9 protein-coding genes and 1 pseudogene are annotated in these 17334 nt (G+C 72.1%); 2 read left to right on the top strand and 8 right to left on the bottom strand.

The annotated features are described in order from the left end of the window. Nucleotides 1–31: 31 nt before the first annotated feature. The 3 genes from OG472_RS17085 to lepA form a co-directional block, all read right to left on the bottom strand. Nucleotides 32–5605: an AAA domain-containing protein gene (locus tag OG472_RS17085; RefSeq protein WP_405941690.1), complete on the bottom strand. Its 5574-nt coding sequence runs from the start codon at nt 5603–5605 to the stop codon at nt 32–34. Between the two features lie 246 nt (nt 5606–5851). Beyond that, the gene (locus tag OG472_RS17090) at nt 5852–7741 is read right to left on the bottom strand and encodes an AMP-dependent synthetase/ligase (RefSeq protein WP_401601953.1); all 1890 of its coding nucleotides are present in this window, start codon (nt 7739–7741) and stop codon (nt 5852–5854) included. Between the two features lie 233 nt (nt 7742–7974). Further along, on the bottom strand, nt 7975–9840 hold the full coding sequence (gene lepA / locus OG472_RS17095) for a translation elongation factor 4 (RefSeq protein ID WP_030384650.1): 1866 nt from the start codon (nt 9838–9840) through the stop codon (nt 7975–7977). 199 nt (nt 9841–10039) lie between these two features. Here lepA and rpsT point away from each other — a divergent pair, with 199 nt between their 5' ends. Further along, a complete protein-coding gene (rpsT, locus tag OG472_RS17100) occupies nt 10040–10306 on the top strand; it encodes a 30S ribosomal protein S20 (protein WP_319720709.1) in 267 nt (88 codons plus the stop codon). A gap of 292 nt (nt 10307–10598) precedes the next feature. Here rpsT and OG472_RS17105 read toward each other — a convergent pair whose 3' ends face one another. Both OG472_RS17105 and holA read right to left on the bottom strand, forming a co-directional pair. After that, nucleotides 10599–11390 (bottom strand): N-acyl homoserine lactonase family protein, encoded by a 792-nt coding sequence (locus OG472_RS17105; RefSeq protein WP_401602492.1) that lies wholly within the window; start codon nt 11388–11390, stop codon nt 10599–10601. A 167-nt stretch (nt 11391–11557) separates the two neighbouring features. Further along, the gene (gene holA, locus OG472_RS17110; protein WP_401601954.1) at nt 11558–12550 is read right to left on the bottom strand and encodes a DNA polymerase III subunit delta; all 993 of its coding nucleotides are present in this window, start codon (nt 12548–12550) and stop codon (nt 11558–11560) included. 76 nt (nt 12551–12626) lie between these two features. Between holA and OG472_RS17115 the strand changes: the two genes are divergently transcribed. Then, a complete protein-coding gene (locus OG472_RS17115; RefSeq protein ID WP_319720706.1) occupies nt 12627–12869 on the top strand; it encodes a hypothetical protein in 243 nt (80 codons plus the stop codon). Between the two features lie 14 nt (nt 12870–12883). On the opposite strand, the gene OG472_RS17120 is transcribed toward OG472_RS17115, so the two are convergent. From OG472_RS17120 to OG472_RS17130, 3 genes and pseudogenes are all read right to left on the bottom strand, one after another. Continuing rightward, entirely contained in the window at nt 12884–13765 is an 882-nt protein-coding gene (locus OG472_RS17120) for a YceI family protein (protein ID WP_405941691.1), read from the bottom strand. Between the two features lie 136 nt (nt 13766–13901). Further along, nucleotides 13902–16280: pseudogene (locus tag OG472_RS17125) on the bottom strand (ComEC/Rec2 family competence protein); the annotation flags it as partial. After that, the gene (locus OG472_RS17130; RefSeq protein ID WP_405941692.1) at nt 16277–17119 is read right to left on the bottom strand and encodes a helix-hairpin-helix domain-containing protein; all 843 of its coding nucleotides are present in this window, start codon (nt 17117–17119) and stop codon (nt 16277–16279) included. The gene OG472_RS17130 and the pseudogene OG472_RS17125, both read right to left, overlap by 4 nt. Nucleotides 17120–17334 lie beyond the last annotated feature (215 nt).

Raw genomic sequence — 17334 nt, forward strand, 5'->3', positions numbered from 1 at the left:
TCCCGCACCGCCCGACGGAGAATTCACTCCCTCATGCGTCGATGTAGCGGATGATCACGCTTCGTCGCGCTCCGTCCTCGTTGGCGCACACGACGGTGTCGCCGACCTCCCGCCACATCAGAGCCTGGCCCAGTGCCGAATACGGACTGAGTCGCTCGGCCTCACCGCTCGGGCTGAGCGCGATCTCGTACGCGGTGATGCCGTCCTCCTCGTCCACGTCCTCCAGACCGACCAGGCAGCCCGGCGTGACCAGGCCGCCCTCCTGTACCGAAGGGTCGATCTCCGCCTGGTCGACCACGGCACGGAGGAAGTCCTTGCGGTCCTTCAACAGCTTCTCGCGCTTCTCCCTGGACCCTTGCTGGGCGTGCCAGGAGGAGCTGTCCACCGCGACGACCTCCGGCGGCGGCTTCTCCAGCTCGTCCCGGATCCTGTCCAGCTCCTGCTGGACCCGGCGATAGGCCGCCAGGGAGATCCCGTGGACCTTGATCCGCCGGTCCCGGCTCACGGCCGGAGCCACGGGAACGGACGGGGCGGCCTTCCCGTTCGCGTGCGGCGTGCTCCGCGGCTGCGGCGGGACCGCATCCACCGTGCTCACGCCCGCCTCGGCATCCGGAGGCGTGGGGCGCAGGAGTTCTATGGCGGCCCCCCGCCTGAAACCCTCGGCCGACCGGCCGTCGTGGTAGCGGATGAGTGCCGTCTGGCGACCGCCGACCAGCACGGGAATGTCCGTCCTCGCGATGCTGGCCATGACGGCGGCCTGCACCTCGTGCTGGGTCAGGCTGACCAGGACCTTGCGCTCCCGTGTCACCTCGACGGTGTCCTCGCCCGTGGGATCCGGATTCCCGATGAAGCGGGCCTTGCCGTCCGGCTCCTCCGTGTTCGGGACGGAGCGGCGCATGCTGAGCGCGTGCTGAGCGGTGTTGACGTCGGAACGCCGCAGCCAGGCCGCCGTCCTGAATCCATCGGCATCCAGCGTCCAGGCGGCGGGGGCGACTGGGGCGACGGGCACTGCCGGGGACGGTGTCGCACGGCGGGCTTCCGGCTCCCTGCGCGGGACGGACGTGGCGGACGAGGTGGACGAGGTGGACGAGGTGGACGAGGCAGGCTGGACGGACGGTGCAGGCCGGGCGGACGGTGCAGGGACGACCGCCTCCGCCGCCCCTCGCGCGTCGGACCGGGCTGCAGGCTCGATGCCGAGCCGGTCCAGCTCCGCCCACAGCGGCTCGAGCGCCTTCTCCGGGTCGAGGAAGAAGCGACTGCCTCGGATCCGTACGAACGTCCAGCCCACCCGCTCCAGTTCGCGCTGGCGCGCCGCGTCCGCGTCCGCGTTCTCCTCGGTGTGGAAGGCGTCGCCGTCGCATTCCACCGCCAGCCGGCGCGTGCCGCCCTCCACCACCAGGTCGATGCGGTAGCGACCGGCCGGGTACTGCGGGCGGACCCGGTATCCCCTGGCCCGCAGGGCAAGGAAAACGCGCTGTTCGAAGAGGCTGTCGAACGCCGCGTGCGGTTCGTCGGGCGAGACCTCTCCCAGGCCCGTTCCGTCCTGGGCCTCGGCCGGCCGCGAGAACCAGTCCAGATAGGAACGCCGCAGATCGGATTCGCCCAGCTCGGAGAGACCGAAGCTGTGGAAGAACCACACCTGGTCACGGGCCCGGGAGGCCGCCACGTTGATGTGCTGCTGATTCAGGGTGCTGCTGAACGGGCCGATGCGGCGCGGACCGTCGGGGCCGGTCAGCGACGTGACCGCACTGATGAAGACGATGTCACGCTCGTCGCCCTGGAACTCCTCGGCATTGCCGACGCGCAGCCGCCGCCGCTGCCGCTCGTCCAGCGGGAGGTCGCTGAGCAGATCCTCGATCAGGAATTTCTGTGCGGCCCCGAGCAGCGTGATGACACCCATCGTGCGCCCCGCGTACGCGGGATCCCCGACACACCGGAACACGGCCTCGACCAGCCGCTCCGCTTCCGCCCGGTTGACCTGCTTCTGGCCGCTGCCCTCCACGTACCCGTCGGTCACGTGCACGGCTCGCAGCGGTACCAGCCGGTCGGCACCGTACTGACGCAGCGGCTGCAGTCGGCCGCCGTAGCAGAGCTCGTTGGAGAAACCGATGATCTCCGGCATGCAGCGGAAGTGCTCGCGCAGCATCAGGCGGCCTCGGCCTCCGGCGAGTCCGGAGGCTATGTCGAAGAAGCTGGCGGTCGGTGTGAAGAGGTTCCGGCGGAAGTCCGGCAGCCCGCTGAGCAGCCTGCTCTGGAGCAGAAACAGCTCCTCGTGGTCGATGCCGACGTTGGCAGGGCTGACCTGCTTGTCGTCACCCACCACGATGATCTTCGCGCCGAGCCAGGCGAGCAACAGGGCCTCCGGCCCCGACTGGCTCGCCTCGTCGATGATGACGACGTCGAAGCGCCCGGCCCGATCCATGGGGACGGTGTCGGTCACCTGGTGAAGCGGCATGATCCACGCGGGTACCGCCGACTGGCTGGCCTGCAGGCTCTCGCGGGCCTGCCGCCGGTAGCGCGGAGCGTACTTGCCGGTGCCTTTGCCCAGTCTCTTGACGCTCTGCTGGTAGGAGGTCAGTGCGACCGCCTGATCGTCGGTCAGCCTGGACAGGCAGCTGTACCAGGCCTTGTCCGCGGCGAGCCGCTCGAGGCTGATGCGTATGTCGGCATCGGCCTGCGCGAGCCGGGCGAGTTCCTGCTCCTCGGCCGCCGGGTCGGTGAGTTCGCGCATCCGCGCGTCCCACGCCGACCAGGCCCAGGCCGCCTCGTAGTCGGGCAGCCTGCTGTCCCACTCGACGGACTCCGCCTCGGCCTCGATCTGGTCGGCGAGCTCCGGCAGCAGTTCCGCAACGGCCGAGTAGGCGTCGTCGCAGGCACGCTTGCGCTCCAGGGCCTCGCGCAGGTCCTCGACCTCGGCCATCGCCTCGGCGTATGCCCTGGGGTCGCGCTCCTCGGCGGCCGCGCGGGCCCGGTCCAGCGCAGCCGCCGCCCCCCTGGCGTGCGCCGCATCCCGCAAGGCGGCCAAGGTGCCGGAGAGTCTTTCACGCGGGGCTCGCGCCGCGCGCCGGGTCGCGTGCGCCCTCAACAGGCTCCTGACCGTCTCGAGGAGCGTGGAGTCCTGCCAGGCGGTCCCCGCGAGTCCGGGCGCCGCGGCAGCGGCCCCGATGACGTCGCTGCGGCGATCGGCGAGATCACACAGCCGGGTCAGGACGGCCACGTTCTGCCGGAGCCTTGTGAGGCGTCGGGCATGCGGCTGCCACGCGGATTCGGGTACACCGCCTTCCTCTTCGGTGTCCTGCAAGTTGCGCTCCAGACGGATCCGGTGCAGCACGATCTCAGCTGCACCGGCCGTCTGCAGGGGCTGACCGTCGAGCCTCGCCGTCTCGGGAAAATCACCCACAGCCTTGCGGAGCCTGGTCTTCAGGCCCAGGGGACCCCGGAGTTTCTCACCTGCGGCAAGGGAGTCCCGCAGGACCGTGGCCAGCCCGAGCGCCTCGGGCACGTGGTAGTTCTCCAGCCCGCTCACGAGGGCGGACCCCAGTGCGGAAGACGAGGCCTGCGCCTCGTCCGACAGGGCGGACTCGCGCGCCAACCGGTCCCGCAGGTGCAGGTCCCGGCCCGCCAGCGCCTCCTCGCGCAGGGCGGCGAGCCAGGCTGTCGGCTCATCCGCCGTGGTGGCCGCCACGGTCGCAAAGGCGTCCAGGGCGGCTGCGAGCCGATCCTGTGCATCCGCGGACAGCCCCGAGACGGCAGCGTCCAGGCGGGAGGACAGCGGGTCCTCACGCAGGAGGCTCAGATCGGCCTCGGCGGCCTTCACCGCCGCGACAGCGGCCGCGAAGTCCGCTGCCGAGAGCAGCACCGCTCGTTCGGGCAGCTTGGCCGTCGTGGACGCGGCAAGACTGCGGTGACGGGTGGTGAACGCGAGCGACGCCCGGCGCAGTTCCACCAGCAGCGCCCCGTCGACGAGCGGTTCGCCGCCGGGGACCGCTCCGATCCACTCGAAGCGCGAGCGCTCTTCGTTGAGCCGCTGCGCGATACGCGCCAGGGTCCCCTGGTAGTCGCCGATGTCCGGACCGTGCAGGTACGTCTCCTGCTCCCGCAGGGCCCGGAGGTTCTTCAGCGCCACCGCCTGCGTTGCGCGTGCGGATCGCAGCTTCGTCTCGTGGTTCTGGATGGCACGCCTGTAGGTGTGCCCGGAGAACTCGCCCTGTCGGTGCAGGATGGCTCGGATCGACTGTTCGAGCTCCTGCTGGGCGGTGAGGTCATCCGTGCGGCTGACGCACAGTTCCCGGATGGAATCCGGCAGCTTGTCCTTGAGCACCTTCAAGGCCCTGGCGGTGTGGCTGGTGATCAGGACGCGCTGGCCGTGGGCGAGCAGGTCGGTGACGAGGTTGGCGATGGTGTGGGTCTTGCCCGTGCCCGGGGGCCCTTGCACGACCACCAGGTCCCTGTCACGGAGCCGTTCGGCGATCGTCCGCTGTTCGTCGTTGGACGGCAGGGCGAAGTAGAGCTCCTGCGGCACGGAGCCGGCGGTCGGCCGGCCCGGTTCCCCGCCCTGCTCCCCCTCGAAGGGGGCCGAGGCTCCGGCGCCGGCGATGGCGCGCAGCAGCCCGGTGGGTTCCGCCCCCTGCTCGATGCGGTTCGCCACACCCTGGAGTGCTTCGAGCATGCTGCGACGGGTGCGTTCACGGAGGATGAGCGCCGGGGCGAAAGTGACCTCGGGCACCCTCCTGCCGGCGGCCGCGCTGTGGTGAACGGCGCTGCTCTCGTACCGCCCCGCCTCGTGAGCGGCGATCACCCAGGTGCTGAGCGCCTGGTGCACGGTGCCCAGCTGGTCCGGATCGGTGGTGTCCGCCGCCTCCAAGTCCTGGCGGATGCTTTCCCGGGTCTGGGCGCGTGCCTTCTGCTCGCCGTCGAGCATGGACTCTTCGAGAGTGGGGGTGCCGTGCTCGGGGTCGGGGCCGACCGAAATGGTGCCGGTGTCCGGATCGAGGGCGACCACCGCGCGGCAGGTGATCAGATGGCGCCGCACGGACTCGCCACCGGACGTCCAGGTCAGATAGCCGAGCCCGACGACGAGTTCGTAGCTCTCACCGAGGTCGGTGACGTCCTCGTGGATGCGGTAGAGCCTGTCGTACACCCTCGCCGCCGGCTTCACGACGCGGTCGCGTTCTGCCCAGCGCCGCCAGCGGGACGCCCAGGCCCGATGGTCGGCCAGCAGCTCGTCCCGCCGGTGGAAGGCGTCGAGGAGGACAGTGGTGTGGTCGGACTGCGTGTCCCCGCCGACGGGAACCGTCGATGTGCGGAGTTCCGCCTGCTCGCGCAGTTCGGGAGCGGAGGTCCGGTCCGAGTCCCTTGCCTCGGCCGGGTCCAGCCACGGCGCGAGGAGTGCCGACGGGGCCGGCGCATCGGGTCGCACCGGGCGCGCCGCGGACAGCCACAAGGGTCCGTCTCCCTGCACCGGTTCGTCGAGGAACGAGGCGAACTGTCCCGGGAGGTCGCTGAACCAGAGGAGATGCCGTGCGCCGTCGTGGTTGCGGACCGGCTTGGTCCGGCTCTCGCCCACCTCCGCGAGATAGCGGAATATCTGCCGGACACGGACCATGTCTTCAGGGACAGCGGCGGGGACGGACACTGGTACCTCGCTGTTCGGACAGCCGATGTGAAGAGAGTGTGCGAATCCTACGCGGCTGTCGTGACAGTGGCTCAGGTGTCCCCGCCCTTGGGACGTACGGGCTGCCGGCGCGGCCGCCGACCGCCCGGGACCCCCGCGAGGGACTCGCGGGACCGGCGGAAGCGTGCGGGGGTGGGGCAGCTGGCCGCCCCACCCCCGCCCGGCCCGCGGCAGGCGCTACGCCTCGCGCGAACCCTCGTACATCTCCTCGATCAGGTGCTTGAACTCACGCTCGACCACCGGTCGCTTCAGCTTCAGGCTGGGCGTCAGGTCTCCGTGTTCGACGTCGAGGTCACGCGGCAGCAGCCGGAACTTCTTGATCGTCTGCCAGCGCTGGAGGCCCTCGTTCAGGGTCTGTACGTACGTCTCGATCAGGCGCTCGGTCTCCGGTGCGGCCAGGACCTGTCCGTACGTCTTGCCCTCGAGCCCGTGGTCGGCCGCCCAGGTGAGGATCGACGGCTCGTCGAGGGCGATCAGGGCCGAGCAGAAGTTCCGGTCGGCGCCGTGCACGACGATGGTCGACACGTACGGGCAGATCGCCTTGAACTGGCCCTCGATCTCCGCCGGGGCGACGTACTTGCCGCCCGAGGTCTTGATCAGGTCCTTCTTGCGGTCGGTGATGCGCAGGTAGCCGTCCGCCGACAGCTCGCCGATGTCGCCCGTGTGCAGCCAGCCGTCGGACTCCAGGACCTCGGCGGTCTTTTCCGGCTGCTGGTGGTAGCCCTGCATGATGCCGGGGCCGCGCAGGAGGACCTCGCCGTCGTCGGCGATGCGGACCTCGGTGCCGGGGAGCGGCTTGCCGACGGTGCCGGTGCGGTAGGCCTCGCCCGGGTTGACGAAGGAGGCCGCGCTGGACTCCGTCAGGCCGTAGCCCTCCAGGATGTGGATGCCCGCGCCGGAGAAGAAGTAGCCGATCTCGGGCGCCAGCGCGGAGGCGCCGGAGACGGCGGCGCGCAGGTTGCCGCCGAAGGCCTCGCGGAGCTTGGAGTAGACGAGGGCGTCGGCGATCTTGTGCTTGGTGGTGAGGCCGAAGGGGGCGCTCGCCTGACCGGTGCGGCGGAAGTTGTCCTGGGTGACCTTGGCGTACTCGCGGGCGACGCCGACCGACCACTGGAAGATCTTGTACTTGGCGCCGCCGGCGGCGCGGGCCTTGGCGGCCACGCCGTTGTAGACCTTCTCGAAGATGCGCGGAACGGCGGCCATGTACGTGGGCTGCACGATCGGCAGGTTGTCGATGATCTTGTCGATCCGGCCGTCGACGGCGGTCACGTGCCCGGCCTCGATCTGCCCGGAGGTCAGCACCTTGCCGAAGACGTGCGCCAGCGGCAGCCACAGGTACTGGACGTCCTCCCGGCCGATCAGGCCGGTGGCGACCATGGCCTTGGCCATGTACGACCAGTTGTCGTGCGGCAGCCGCACGCCCTTGGGGCGGCCGGTGGTGCCGGAGGTGTAGATGAGGGTGGCGAGCTGGTCGGAGGTGATGGCCGAGACCCGCTCCTTGACCGCCTCGGGGTGCTTGACGAGGTACTCCTTGCCGCGCGCCTCCAGCTCGGCGAGCGAGAGCACCCAGCCCTCGGGGTCGCCGTCGGCGGCGACCGCGTCCGCGGCGTCCAGGACCACGACGTGCGCCAGCTTCGGCAGGTCGGCGCGGCGCTCGCGCGCCTTCGCCAGCTGCTTGGCGTCCTCGGCGATGAGCACCCGGCTCTCGGAGTCCGCCAGGATGAAGGCCGACTCGTCGGCGTTGGTGCTGGGGTAGACGGTGGTGACCGCGCCGCCCGCGCACATCACGCCGAGGTCGGAGAGGATCCACTCGACCCGGGTGTTGGAGGCGAGCGCGACGCGCTCCTCCGTCTGCAGGCCGAGGGCGATCAGCCCGGCGGCGATGGCGAAGACCCGCTCGGCCGCCTGGCCCCAGCTGAGGGACTTCCAGTCGTCGGCGCCCTGGCCGCCGGCCGCGGGCACCGGGAACCGGTAGGCCTCCGCGTTCGGCGTCGCTGCGACGCGATCAAGGAAGAGCACCGCCACGGTGGGCGGGCGGTTCTCGAGATAGGCCTGTGTGTCGCTCACGACATCCTCCGGACCGATCCACGCGGTAGTGCGTGGGCGTGGGGCGCTTGGGGGCGCTGGGGACTGGCGGGTTTGAGACGTACCAGCTTGTGACTGGCGAGTAACCATCGAGCAGTGATCAGACTAAAGCCCGTCCGGCGCCTGCGTAAGAGCTCGCGAGCGGCCGGTTCATAACGAAACAGGCCCCCACGCCGGTGCGTGGGGGCCTGGTTCCGTCGAGTGGCGGGGCGGCGCTACTTCTTCTTGCCGCCGGACTCGTCGCTGGACAGGACGGCGATGAAGGCCTCCTGCGGGACCTCCACGGAGCCGACCATCTTCATCCGCTTCTTGCCTTCCTTCTGCTTCTCCAGCAGCTTCCGCTTACGGGAGATGTCACCGCCGTAGCACTTGGCGAGGACGTCCTTGCGGATGGCGCGGATGGTCTCGCGGGCGATGACGCGGGAGCCGATCGCGGCCTGGATCGGCACCTCGAAGGCCTGCCGCGGGATGAGCTCGCGCAGCTTGGCGACCAGGCGCACGCCGTAGGCGTAGGCCGCGTCCTTGTGCGTGACGGCGGAGAAGGCGTCGACCTTGTCGCCGTGCAGCAGGATGTCGACCTTGACCAGGCTGCCGGACTGCTCGCCCGTGGGTTCGTAGTCGAGGGAGGCGTAGCCGCGCGTCTTGGACTTCAGCTGGTCGAAGAAGTCGAAGACGATCTCCGCGAGCGGGAGGGTGTAGCGGATCTCGACCCGGTCCTCGGAGAGGTAGTCCATGCCGAGGAGGGTGCCGCGGCGCTGCTGGCACAGCTCCATGATCGCGCCGATGAACTCGGTCGGCGCGAGCACGGTGGCCCGTACGACCGGCTCGAACACGTCCGAGATCTTGCCCTCGGGGAACTCGCTCGGGTTGGTGACGGTGACTTCCTTGCCGTCCTCCATGACCACCCGGTAGACCACGTTGGGCGCGGTGGCGATCAGGTCGAGGCCGAACTCGCGCTCCAGGCGCTCGCGGACCACGTCCAGGTGGAGCAGGCCGAGGAAGCCGACGCGGAAGCCGAAGCCGAGCGCCGCCGAGGTCTCCGGCTCGTAGACGAGCGCGGCGTCGTTCAGCTGCAGCTTGTCCAGGGCTTCGCGCAGGTCCGGATAGTCCGAGCCGTCGAGCGGGTACAGGCCCGAGAAGACCATCGGCCGCGGGTCCTTGTAGCCGCCGAGCGCCTCGGTGGCGCCGTTGTGCAGGCTGGTGATGGTGTCACCGACCTTGGACTGACGGACGTCCTTCACGCCGGTGATGATGTAGCCCACCTCGCCGACGCCGATGCCGTCGGACGGGGTCATCTCCGGCGAGGAGACGCCGATCTCCAGCAGCTCGTGGGTGGCGCCGGTGGACATCATCCGGATCCGCTCGCGCTTGTTCAGCTGCCCGTCGACCACACGCACGTAGGTCACGACACCGCGGTACGAGTCGTAGACCGAGTCGAAGATCATCGCGCGGGCCGGGGCGTCCTTGACGCCGACCGGGGCCGGGACGGTGGCGACGACCTTGTCGAGCAGCGCCTCGACGCCGAGACCGGTCTTCGCCGAGACGCGCAGGACGTCCTCGGGCTGGCAGCCGATCAGGTTCGCCAGTTCCTCGGCGAACTTCTCCGGCTGGGCGGCCGGCAGGTCGATCTTGTTCAGTACGGGAACGATCGCGAGGTCGTTCTCCATCGCCAGGTACAGGTTGGCGAGGGTCTGGGCCTCGATGCCCTGGGCGGCGTCCACCAGGAGGACCGTGCCCTCGCACGCGGCGAGGGAGCGCGAGACCTCGTAGGTGAAGTCGACGTGCCCGGGGGTGTCGATCATGTTGAGGATGTGGGTGTTGCCCTGGCCCTCGCCCGTGGTCGGCGCCCAGGGCAGCCGGACCGCCTGGGACTTGATCGTGATGCCGCGCTCACGCTCGATGTCCATGCGGTCGAGGTACTGGGCGCGCATCTGCCGCTGGTCGACCACACCGGTGATCTGGAGCATCCGGTCGGCAAGCGTCGACTTGCCGTGGTCGATGTGCGCGATGATGCAGAAATTGCGGATCAGAGCCGAGTCGGTACGGCTCGGCTCGGGCACGTGGCTGGGGATCGCGGGCACGCAGTGTCCTGATTCTCGGTCGCAGTCGGAACATCGGAACGAAGTCTGAGTCCTCCCATGGTCCCATGGATGGGGCAGTGCGCTCGGTTTGGGCCGCCAGGAGCGTGCCTGGTAGCCTGGGCAGCTGTGTCTCGTATGCCCTCTCAGCTGTCGAGGCACAATCCGAAGAACAAAACTCTGAACCTGAAAAGGCTCTTTCGTGGCGAACATCAAGTCCCAGATCAAGCGGAACAAGACGAACGAGAAGGCGCGCCTGCGCAACAAGGCCGTCAAGTCCTCGCTCAAGACCGCGATCCGCAAGGCCCGCGAGGCCGTCGTCGCCGGTGACGTCGAGAAGGCCACCGTGGCTTCTCGCGCCGCCGCGCGTGCGCTCGACAAGGCTGTCTCGAAGGGTGTCATCCACAAGAACGCCGCCGCCAACAAGAAGTCGGCGCTGGCGATCAAGGTTGCCTCCCTCCAGGGCTGAGCTCTCGATGTGAATCGCCGGTAAGGACCCAGCGGGCCCTCTCTTCCGCTCCTTCACCGGCACACCGCGCCGCACGCGGCCTGCGTTCGCCACGCGGGTGCGGCGCACCCAATGCAGTGACCGAAGGCCCCGGCCTCCACCCTTCCCCAGGGTGGCGACCGGGGCCTTCGCGTTACCCGCGGACGGCATCGGCACACTGATCACGGCGCGCTCCGCGCAGCAGACCGGCGCGGCGCACGCTGGTCATGGCGCCGTTCCAGGGGCTCACGGGCTGACCTGGCGGGTTCGCCTTCTAGTCCCAGAACTCGCCGTCGTGCGGCAGGGCCGCGAAGTGGCCGGGGTCGTGGGAGAGGAACACCGGGATGCCGGCCCGGGACAGCGCGCGCAGGCGCCCGTGGCTGAGCAGCTTCTCCTGGATGTTCCAGTCGCTGGGCATGGGCACGTTCCGGTCCAGGCCCTCCTGCAGGTGCGCGGCGTCGCCCATGAGGCCGATCCGTCCGTAGTTCTCGAGGTCCAGGACGACTCCCTGGTGACCGGGGGTGTGGCCGGCGGTGTGCAGGAGGGTGAGCGTTCCGTCCTGGAACAGGTCCATGTCACCCCGGAGCTCCAGGAACTCGTAGTCCCGGCTGCCCGCGTAGTCGTTGAACGCGTACCCCCGGGCGGTCCAGCGGTCCGGCCACCAGGCGTGGCGCAGCTCCTCGTGCTGGACCACGTGCACGGCGTGCGGGAAGTAGGTCATCCCTCCGGCGTGGTCGAGGTGCAGGTGGGAGTAGACGACGTACCTCACGTCGGCGATCCGGTAGCCGAGGCGCTCCAGCTGCGCGTCGACGGCGTGCGCCCGGGTGAACCCCTCGGCCCCGTACGCCGCCCGCAGCCCCGGACCCCAGTGGGCCTCGGCGGCCTCGGGGTCCGCCACGCGGTGGTTGATCCCCGTGTCGAAGAGGACCACCCCGTGGGTGGCGTGCTCCATGACGGCCACGGTCGAGGGCACGGTGACCATGCCGCCGGCCCCGTACAGGAGGTCGCCCTTCGGCATGGTGAAGGGCCCGGCGTTCACCATCGTCACCCGCAGTCTGCCGGCCACGGCACCTCCCTCTCGCCCACCGGGACACCGCTTCCGTCCACTGGTGGAGGCGGCCTGACCGGCGATTCCCCGTGTCCAGGCTAACCCTGGCGCGACGGACCCACGCGCCGACGGCCGGCAGGCGGGCCAGCCGCAGCAGCGGGCCGACAGGATCCGAAGGAGACGGCTCAGCGGCGCTGCGGGCGGGCCGCGCGGGCCACCGCCACGACCGCCTTCTCCAGGGCGTACTCGGGGTCGTCGCCACCGCCCTTGACCCCCGCGTCGGCGGCGGCCACGGCGCGCAGCGCGTCCGCGACGCCGTCCGCCGACCAGCCCCGCATCTGCTGGCGGACCCGGTCGATCTTCCACGGCGGCATGCCGAGGTCCCGGGCGAGGTCGCCGGGGCGGGCCCCGCGCGGGGCGGAGGCCAGCTTGCCGATCGCGCGCACCGCCTGGGCCAGCGCGCTGGTGATCAGGACCGGCGCCACCCCGGTGGACAGGGACCAGCGCAGGGCCTCCAGGGCCTCGGCCGCACGTCCCTCGACCGCCCGGTCGGCGACCGTGAAGCTGGAGGCCTCGGCCCGGCCGGTGTAGTAGCGGCCGACCACGGCCTCGTCGATGGTGCCCTCGACGTCCGCGCACAGCTGCGCCGCCGCACTCGCCAGCTCCCGCAGGTCGCTGCCGATCGCGTCGACCAGGGTCTGGCAGGCCTCCGGGGTCGCCGCCCGGCCCAGCGTGCGGAATTCTCCCCGCACGAACGCGAGCCGGTCGGCGGCCTTCGTCATCTTCGGGCAGGCGATCTCCCGCGCGCCGGCCTTCCGTGCCGCGTCCAGCAGGCCCTTGCCCTTGGCCCCGCCCGCGTGGAGGAGGACGAGGATGATCTCCTCGTAGGGCGCGTCGAGGTAGGCCTTGACCTCCTTGACCGAGTCCGCGGAGAGGTCGTGCGCATTGCGCACGACCAGCACCTTGCGCTCGGAGAAGAGCGAGGGGCTCGTCAGCTCGGCCAGGGTGCCGGGCTGGAGCTGCTCGGAGGCGAGGTCGCGGACGTCCGTGTCGGCATCGGCGGCGCGGGCGGCCGCCACCACCTCCCGCACGGCGCGGTCGAGCAGCAGCTCCTCCTGCCCCACCGCGAGGGTGAGCGGGGCGAGCGGATCGTCGGTGGGGTTCTTCCTGGTGGCCATCGCCTCCAGCATCCCATGCCGCACTGACAACCCCCCGCGCCCCGGCCCCCCTCACCGGATACTCGAGAATGGTCGCGTGAACGTGCGACATGTACTCGTCCTGCCCGACCGCGACGCCGCCGAGGAGGTGGCGCAGGAGGCCGTGGACCGCTTCGGCCTCCCGGAGGAACCGCAGTTGGTCCGCGACGCGCTGGCCGGCGAGGACGACGCCGAGGACGCCCAGTGGCTGGTGGTCGTCGAGGACCCGCAGGAACGGCTCGACGCCACCTCGCTGGACGGCCTCGCCGCCGAGTACGAAGGCTGGCTGGAAGCCCCGTAGGGGAGCGTCCGGGATCAGGCCTTGTGCACGATCTGGACGTCCAGCGTCACGTCCACGCTCGTACCGATCGCCGCGATCCCGTGCGCCAGCACCGACTGCCAGTTCAGGGTGAAGTCCTCGCGGTTCAGTTCGGCGCTGGCCCGGCAGGCGGCCCGCGGCTCGCCCTCCAGGCCGGTGCCGAGACCCAGGTACTGCGTGTCCAGGGTGACGGAACGGCTGACCCCGTGGAGGGTCAGGGCGCCGGCCACCGCCCAGCGGCTGCCACTGCGGTGGATGAACCGCTCGCTGTAGAACTCCACCGTGGGGTACCGGATCGCGTCCAGGAAGTCCCCCGACCGCAGGTGGTCGTCGCGCAGCCGCACCCCGGTGTCGATGCTCGCCGCATCGATGATCACGTGCATGGAGGAGTCCTCCATGCGCTCGGCGATCCGTACCGCTCCGGCGAACGTGTTGAACCGGCCGCGGATCCGCGCCATCCCTATGTGCCGGGCCGTGAAGGCGATGGAGGAGTGCGTCGGGTCGAGCTCCCAGTGACCGAGCTGCGGCAGCAGCGGCGGCTCCACCGCGTCGAGGATGATCTCCCCCGTGCCCGGTTGCGCCGGGTCCCCCACGAGCGTCGCCCCGTGGAACGGCGTGTACCCCTCGGCGGTGACGGAGAGCCGGTACTCGCCCTCCGGCACGGCCGCCGTGAAACCGCCGTACGGGTCCGTCTCCCCGCTGACGATCCGGCGCCCGATCGGGTCGGTCACCTCGAACGCGGCCTGCCGGATCGGCTGGTGGACCGTGTCGAGAACCCGGCAGCTGAGCAGGCGCGCCGTCGGCGGCAGCGTCAGTGTCGCGGATGTGTGCGGGCTGGAACTTCCGGCTGTCTCCATCCCCCGTCGGCGACCGAACATGGCTGATGCACCCCCGTGCTGTGTGGACTTGGACCGTTCTGGCGAAGACGCATTCGATCATGCTGTCGGGTTGTGGGCAAACAGAGCGGTCACGCCCGGTATGCCCACGCCGGATCCGGCGCCGGGTGGCCGGAAACGCACGCATCCGAACGCCGGTTCCACTGACGGCGATCGAGCCGTCGGTGTCGGTGCGCAGCACTGTCGCCCCGACCGCCCGCAGGCGTGTGAGCGTACCGGGCGCGGGGTGCCCGTAACGGTTTTTTGTGCCGACGGGAACAATCGCGAGGCGCGGCCGGACCCGGGCGGTCAGCTCGGGATCCTGGTGCGCGGAGCCGTGGTGGGCGACCTTGAGGACGTCCACCGGACCCAACTGCGGATGCTCCCTCAGAAGCGCCTGCTGCGCGGGTGGTTCGAGGTCGCCGAGCAGGAGCAGGGTCAGACCCGCGGCGCGTACCAGCAGGGCGACGCTCGCGTCGTTGGGCCCCTCGGGCGGCGGCCCGGCCGCCGGCGGCCAGAGCACCTGCCACTCCAGCGGGCCGGCCCGGCGGCGCTCCCCCTGGACCGCCCGCACCACGGGCACGCCCGCGGCCGCGGCCGTCCGGCGGACGAACTCGGCCTGCGCCGAGGGCTCTTCCAGCGTGGTGGCCTGAATCACACCGACGGACCGCCCCCGCAGCACCCCGGACAGCCCTCCGATGTGGTCGGCGTGAAAGTGCGTCAGCAGCAGCATCGGCACCCGGTGCACACCCAGCGCACGCAGGCAGCGGTCCACCGGGCCGGGCTCCGGTCCGGCATCCACCACCAGGGCCTCTCCCGGGCCGACCGCGAGGACGGCGGCGTCCCCCTGCCCCACGGCGCACTGGACGTAGCTCCAGTCGGGCGGAGGCCAGCCGGTGAGCGTACGGGTGAGCTGCGGCGGCCGCAGCACGGCCAGGAGCAGCAGCACCGCCAGCGCGGAGCAGAGCCATCGCCGCCGCGGCCCGATCCTGCTTCCCGCGGCCACGACGGCCACGGTGGCCGCGGCCAGCAGCAGGCCGCCGGTGAGCCCGCCCGGCCAGGCCAGCTCCGCCCCCGGCACCCGCGCCCCGGTCCGGGCCACGGCCGCGATCCACCCGGCCGGCACGCCCGCGCACCAGGCGAGCACCTGCGCGGCGGGCATCCACAGCGGGGCCGCGGCGAGCGCGGCGAAGCCGAGGACCGTCGCCGGGCCCGCCGCGAGCTCGGCCAGCAGGTTGCACGGCACCGCCACCAGGCTGACCCGGGCCGTGAGCACGGCCACCACCGGCGCGCACACCGCCTGGGCGGCCCCCGCGGCTCCGAGCGCGTCGGCGAGCCGGGGGCCCATCCCGCGCCGCCGCAGGGCTTCGCTCCACCGGGGAGCGAGGGTGAGCAGCGCCCCGGTGGCCAGCACGGAGAGCAGGAAGCCGTGACTGCGGGCCAGCCACGGGTCGTAGAGCACCAGCAGCAGTACGGCCGCGCCCAGGGCCGGGATCAGGGACCTGCGCCGCCCGGTGGCGATGGCCAGCAGGGTGACCGCCCCGCAGGCCGCGGCGCGCAGCACGCTGGGCTCCGGCCGGCACACCACCACGAACCCCAGTGTCAGGGCCGCCCCGCACAGGGAGGTCACCCGCAGCGAGAGCCCGAGCCGGGGCGCCAGCCCGCGCCGCTCGGCCTGCTGCGCGCGGGCCGGGGGCCCGATGAGCAGGAACAGCACCACGGTCAGGTTGGACCCGGAGACGGCCAGCAGGTGCAGCAGGTCGGTGGCCCGGAAGGCCTCGTGCAGATCGGGCGGCACCCTGGACGTGTCCCCGACGACCAGCCCGGGCAGCAGGGCCCGGGCGTCCGGTGCGAGCCCCTCGGTGGCCTCGCGCAGCCCGGCCCGCAACCGCCCCGCGAGCCGCTGCGCGGTGTCCGGACCGCCGGTCACCCGGGGCGGGGTGTCAGCGGCCGGGCGGAGCAGTGCCACGGCCCGCTCTCCGTCCCGGGCCGGGGCCAGCCGGGCGACCACCGCCACCCGGGTCGACGGCTGCAGCCGGGCCCATGCCGCATGCCCGGCCAGCACCCGCACCGGGGTCTCGACCCGGGTGCTCGTCCCGCCGGCCCCGGTCACCCGGGTCACCACCGCGTCCAGCACCACCACCGGCGGCCCGCTGCCACCGCGGGCGGTCCTCGGGTCGGAGCCGACGGTGAGCTCGGCGAGGACGCGGGCATGCTCCCGCGCGAGCCCTGCGACCGGACCGGCCCGCGCCTCGGCCCGCTGGAGCCCCGCCACCCCTGCCCCAGCCGCCGCACAGAGCAGGGCCGCCGCCACGGCCGGGGCGACCTTCCACAACGGGCCCGGGCGCCGGCACCCGGCCAGGATCAGCAGACCCGCGCAGACCACCCCCAGCCCCACCCCGAGGGCGGTCGGGCCGGCGGGCGCATCCAGGGCGAGGGCGGCCGCCGCCCAGGCGGCCACGGCCGGCACCGCCAGGCGCAGATCCACCGGGCCCGACGGCCCTTCGGAGCGGTTCACGGCCGCACCCGCGTACGCAGGTCGGCGAAGCGCCGCTCGCCGATGCCGTCGACCTGGCGGAGCTCCTCCACGGACCGGAAGCCGCCGCGGGCGGTGCGGAAGTCGACGATGTGCTGGGCCAGGACGGGCCCGACCCCCGGCAGACCGTCCAGCTGCGCGACCGTGGCCGAACCCAGACTGAGCGGTCCCGCTCCCGGCCCCGGCCCCGAACCCGGACCGGCGGCGGACCCGCCCGGTGCAGGCTGCGCCGGGGCGCCCACCAGCACCTGCTCGCCGTCCACGAGCACCCGGGCCCGGTTCAATCCGGTGGTGTCGGTGCCCGGGCGCACTCCCCCGGCGGCGGCCAGCGCGTCCTCCACCCGCGAACCGGCGGGCAGCCGGCGCACCCCGGGATCCCGGACCTTCCCACTGACGTCGACGACGATCCGCGCGCCACCGCCGGCTCCCCCACCCGCGGCCGGCGCGGCAGCCGGTGCCGTGGCCGCCGCCGGGACCGCGCCCGGGGCGACGAGCGCGGGGACGCTCACCGGCCGCGGCCGGGCCGACCAGTACTGCTGCCCGGCGAAGCCGACGGCGGCGGCCAGCACCACGGCGACGGCGGCGACCGTGCGCGGCTCCACCCCGCACCGGGCCTGCAGCCACAGCGGCAGCCGCTCCCGCACGGCCAGCCTCCGCGCGGCCGCGGAGGGCAGCCCGGCCGCCTCGAGCCCCGCCGGACCAGGGTCGGCCGGACCAGGGTCGGCTGCCTCGTCGGGCAGGGTCCCGGGATCCGCCCCGGCCGGCGGCGGTGCCTGCGGCAGACCGCTGCCACCGAGCAGGGCTTCGGCCCGTCGGCGCACCGCGCCGGGCTCGGCATGGGGAACCCGGTGACCCGGGCGCCCGCCCAGGCCACGGCGGTGGCGGAGACGACCTCCCGGGAAACGACCGTCCGAGAGACGACTGCCGGAGAGACGACTGCCGGAGAGACGGCCGTCGGAGAGGCGGCCGTCGGAAAGACGACTGTCCGAAGGACGGGAGCGGCCCGGACCACTGCCGGCGCCGCCCGACGGATGTG

It is taken from the genome of Streptomyces sp. NBC_00207 (genome assembly GCF_045160965.1).
GTDB lineage: Bacteria > Actinomycetota > Actinomycetes > Streptomycetales > Streptomycetaceae > Streptomyces.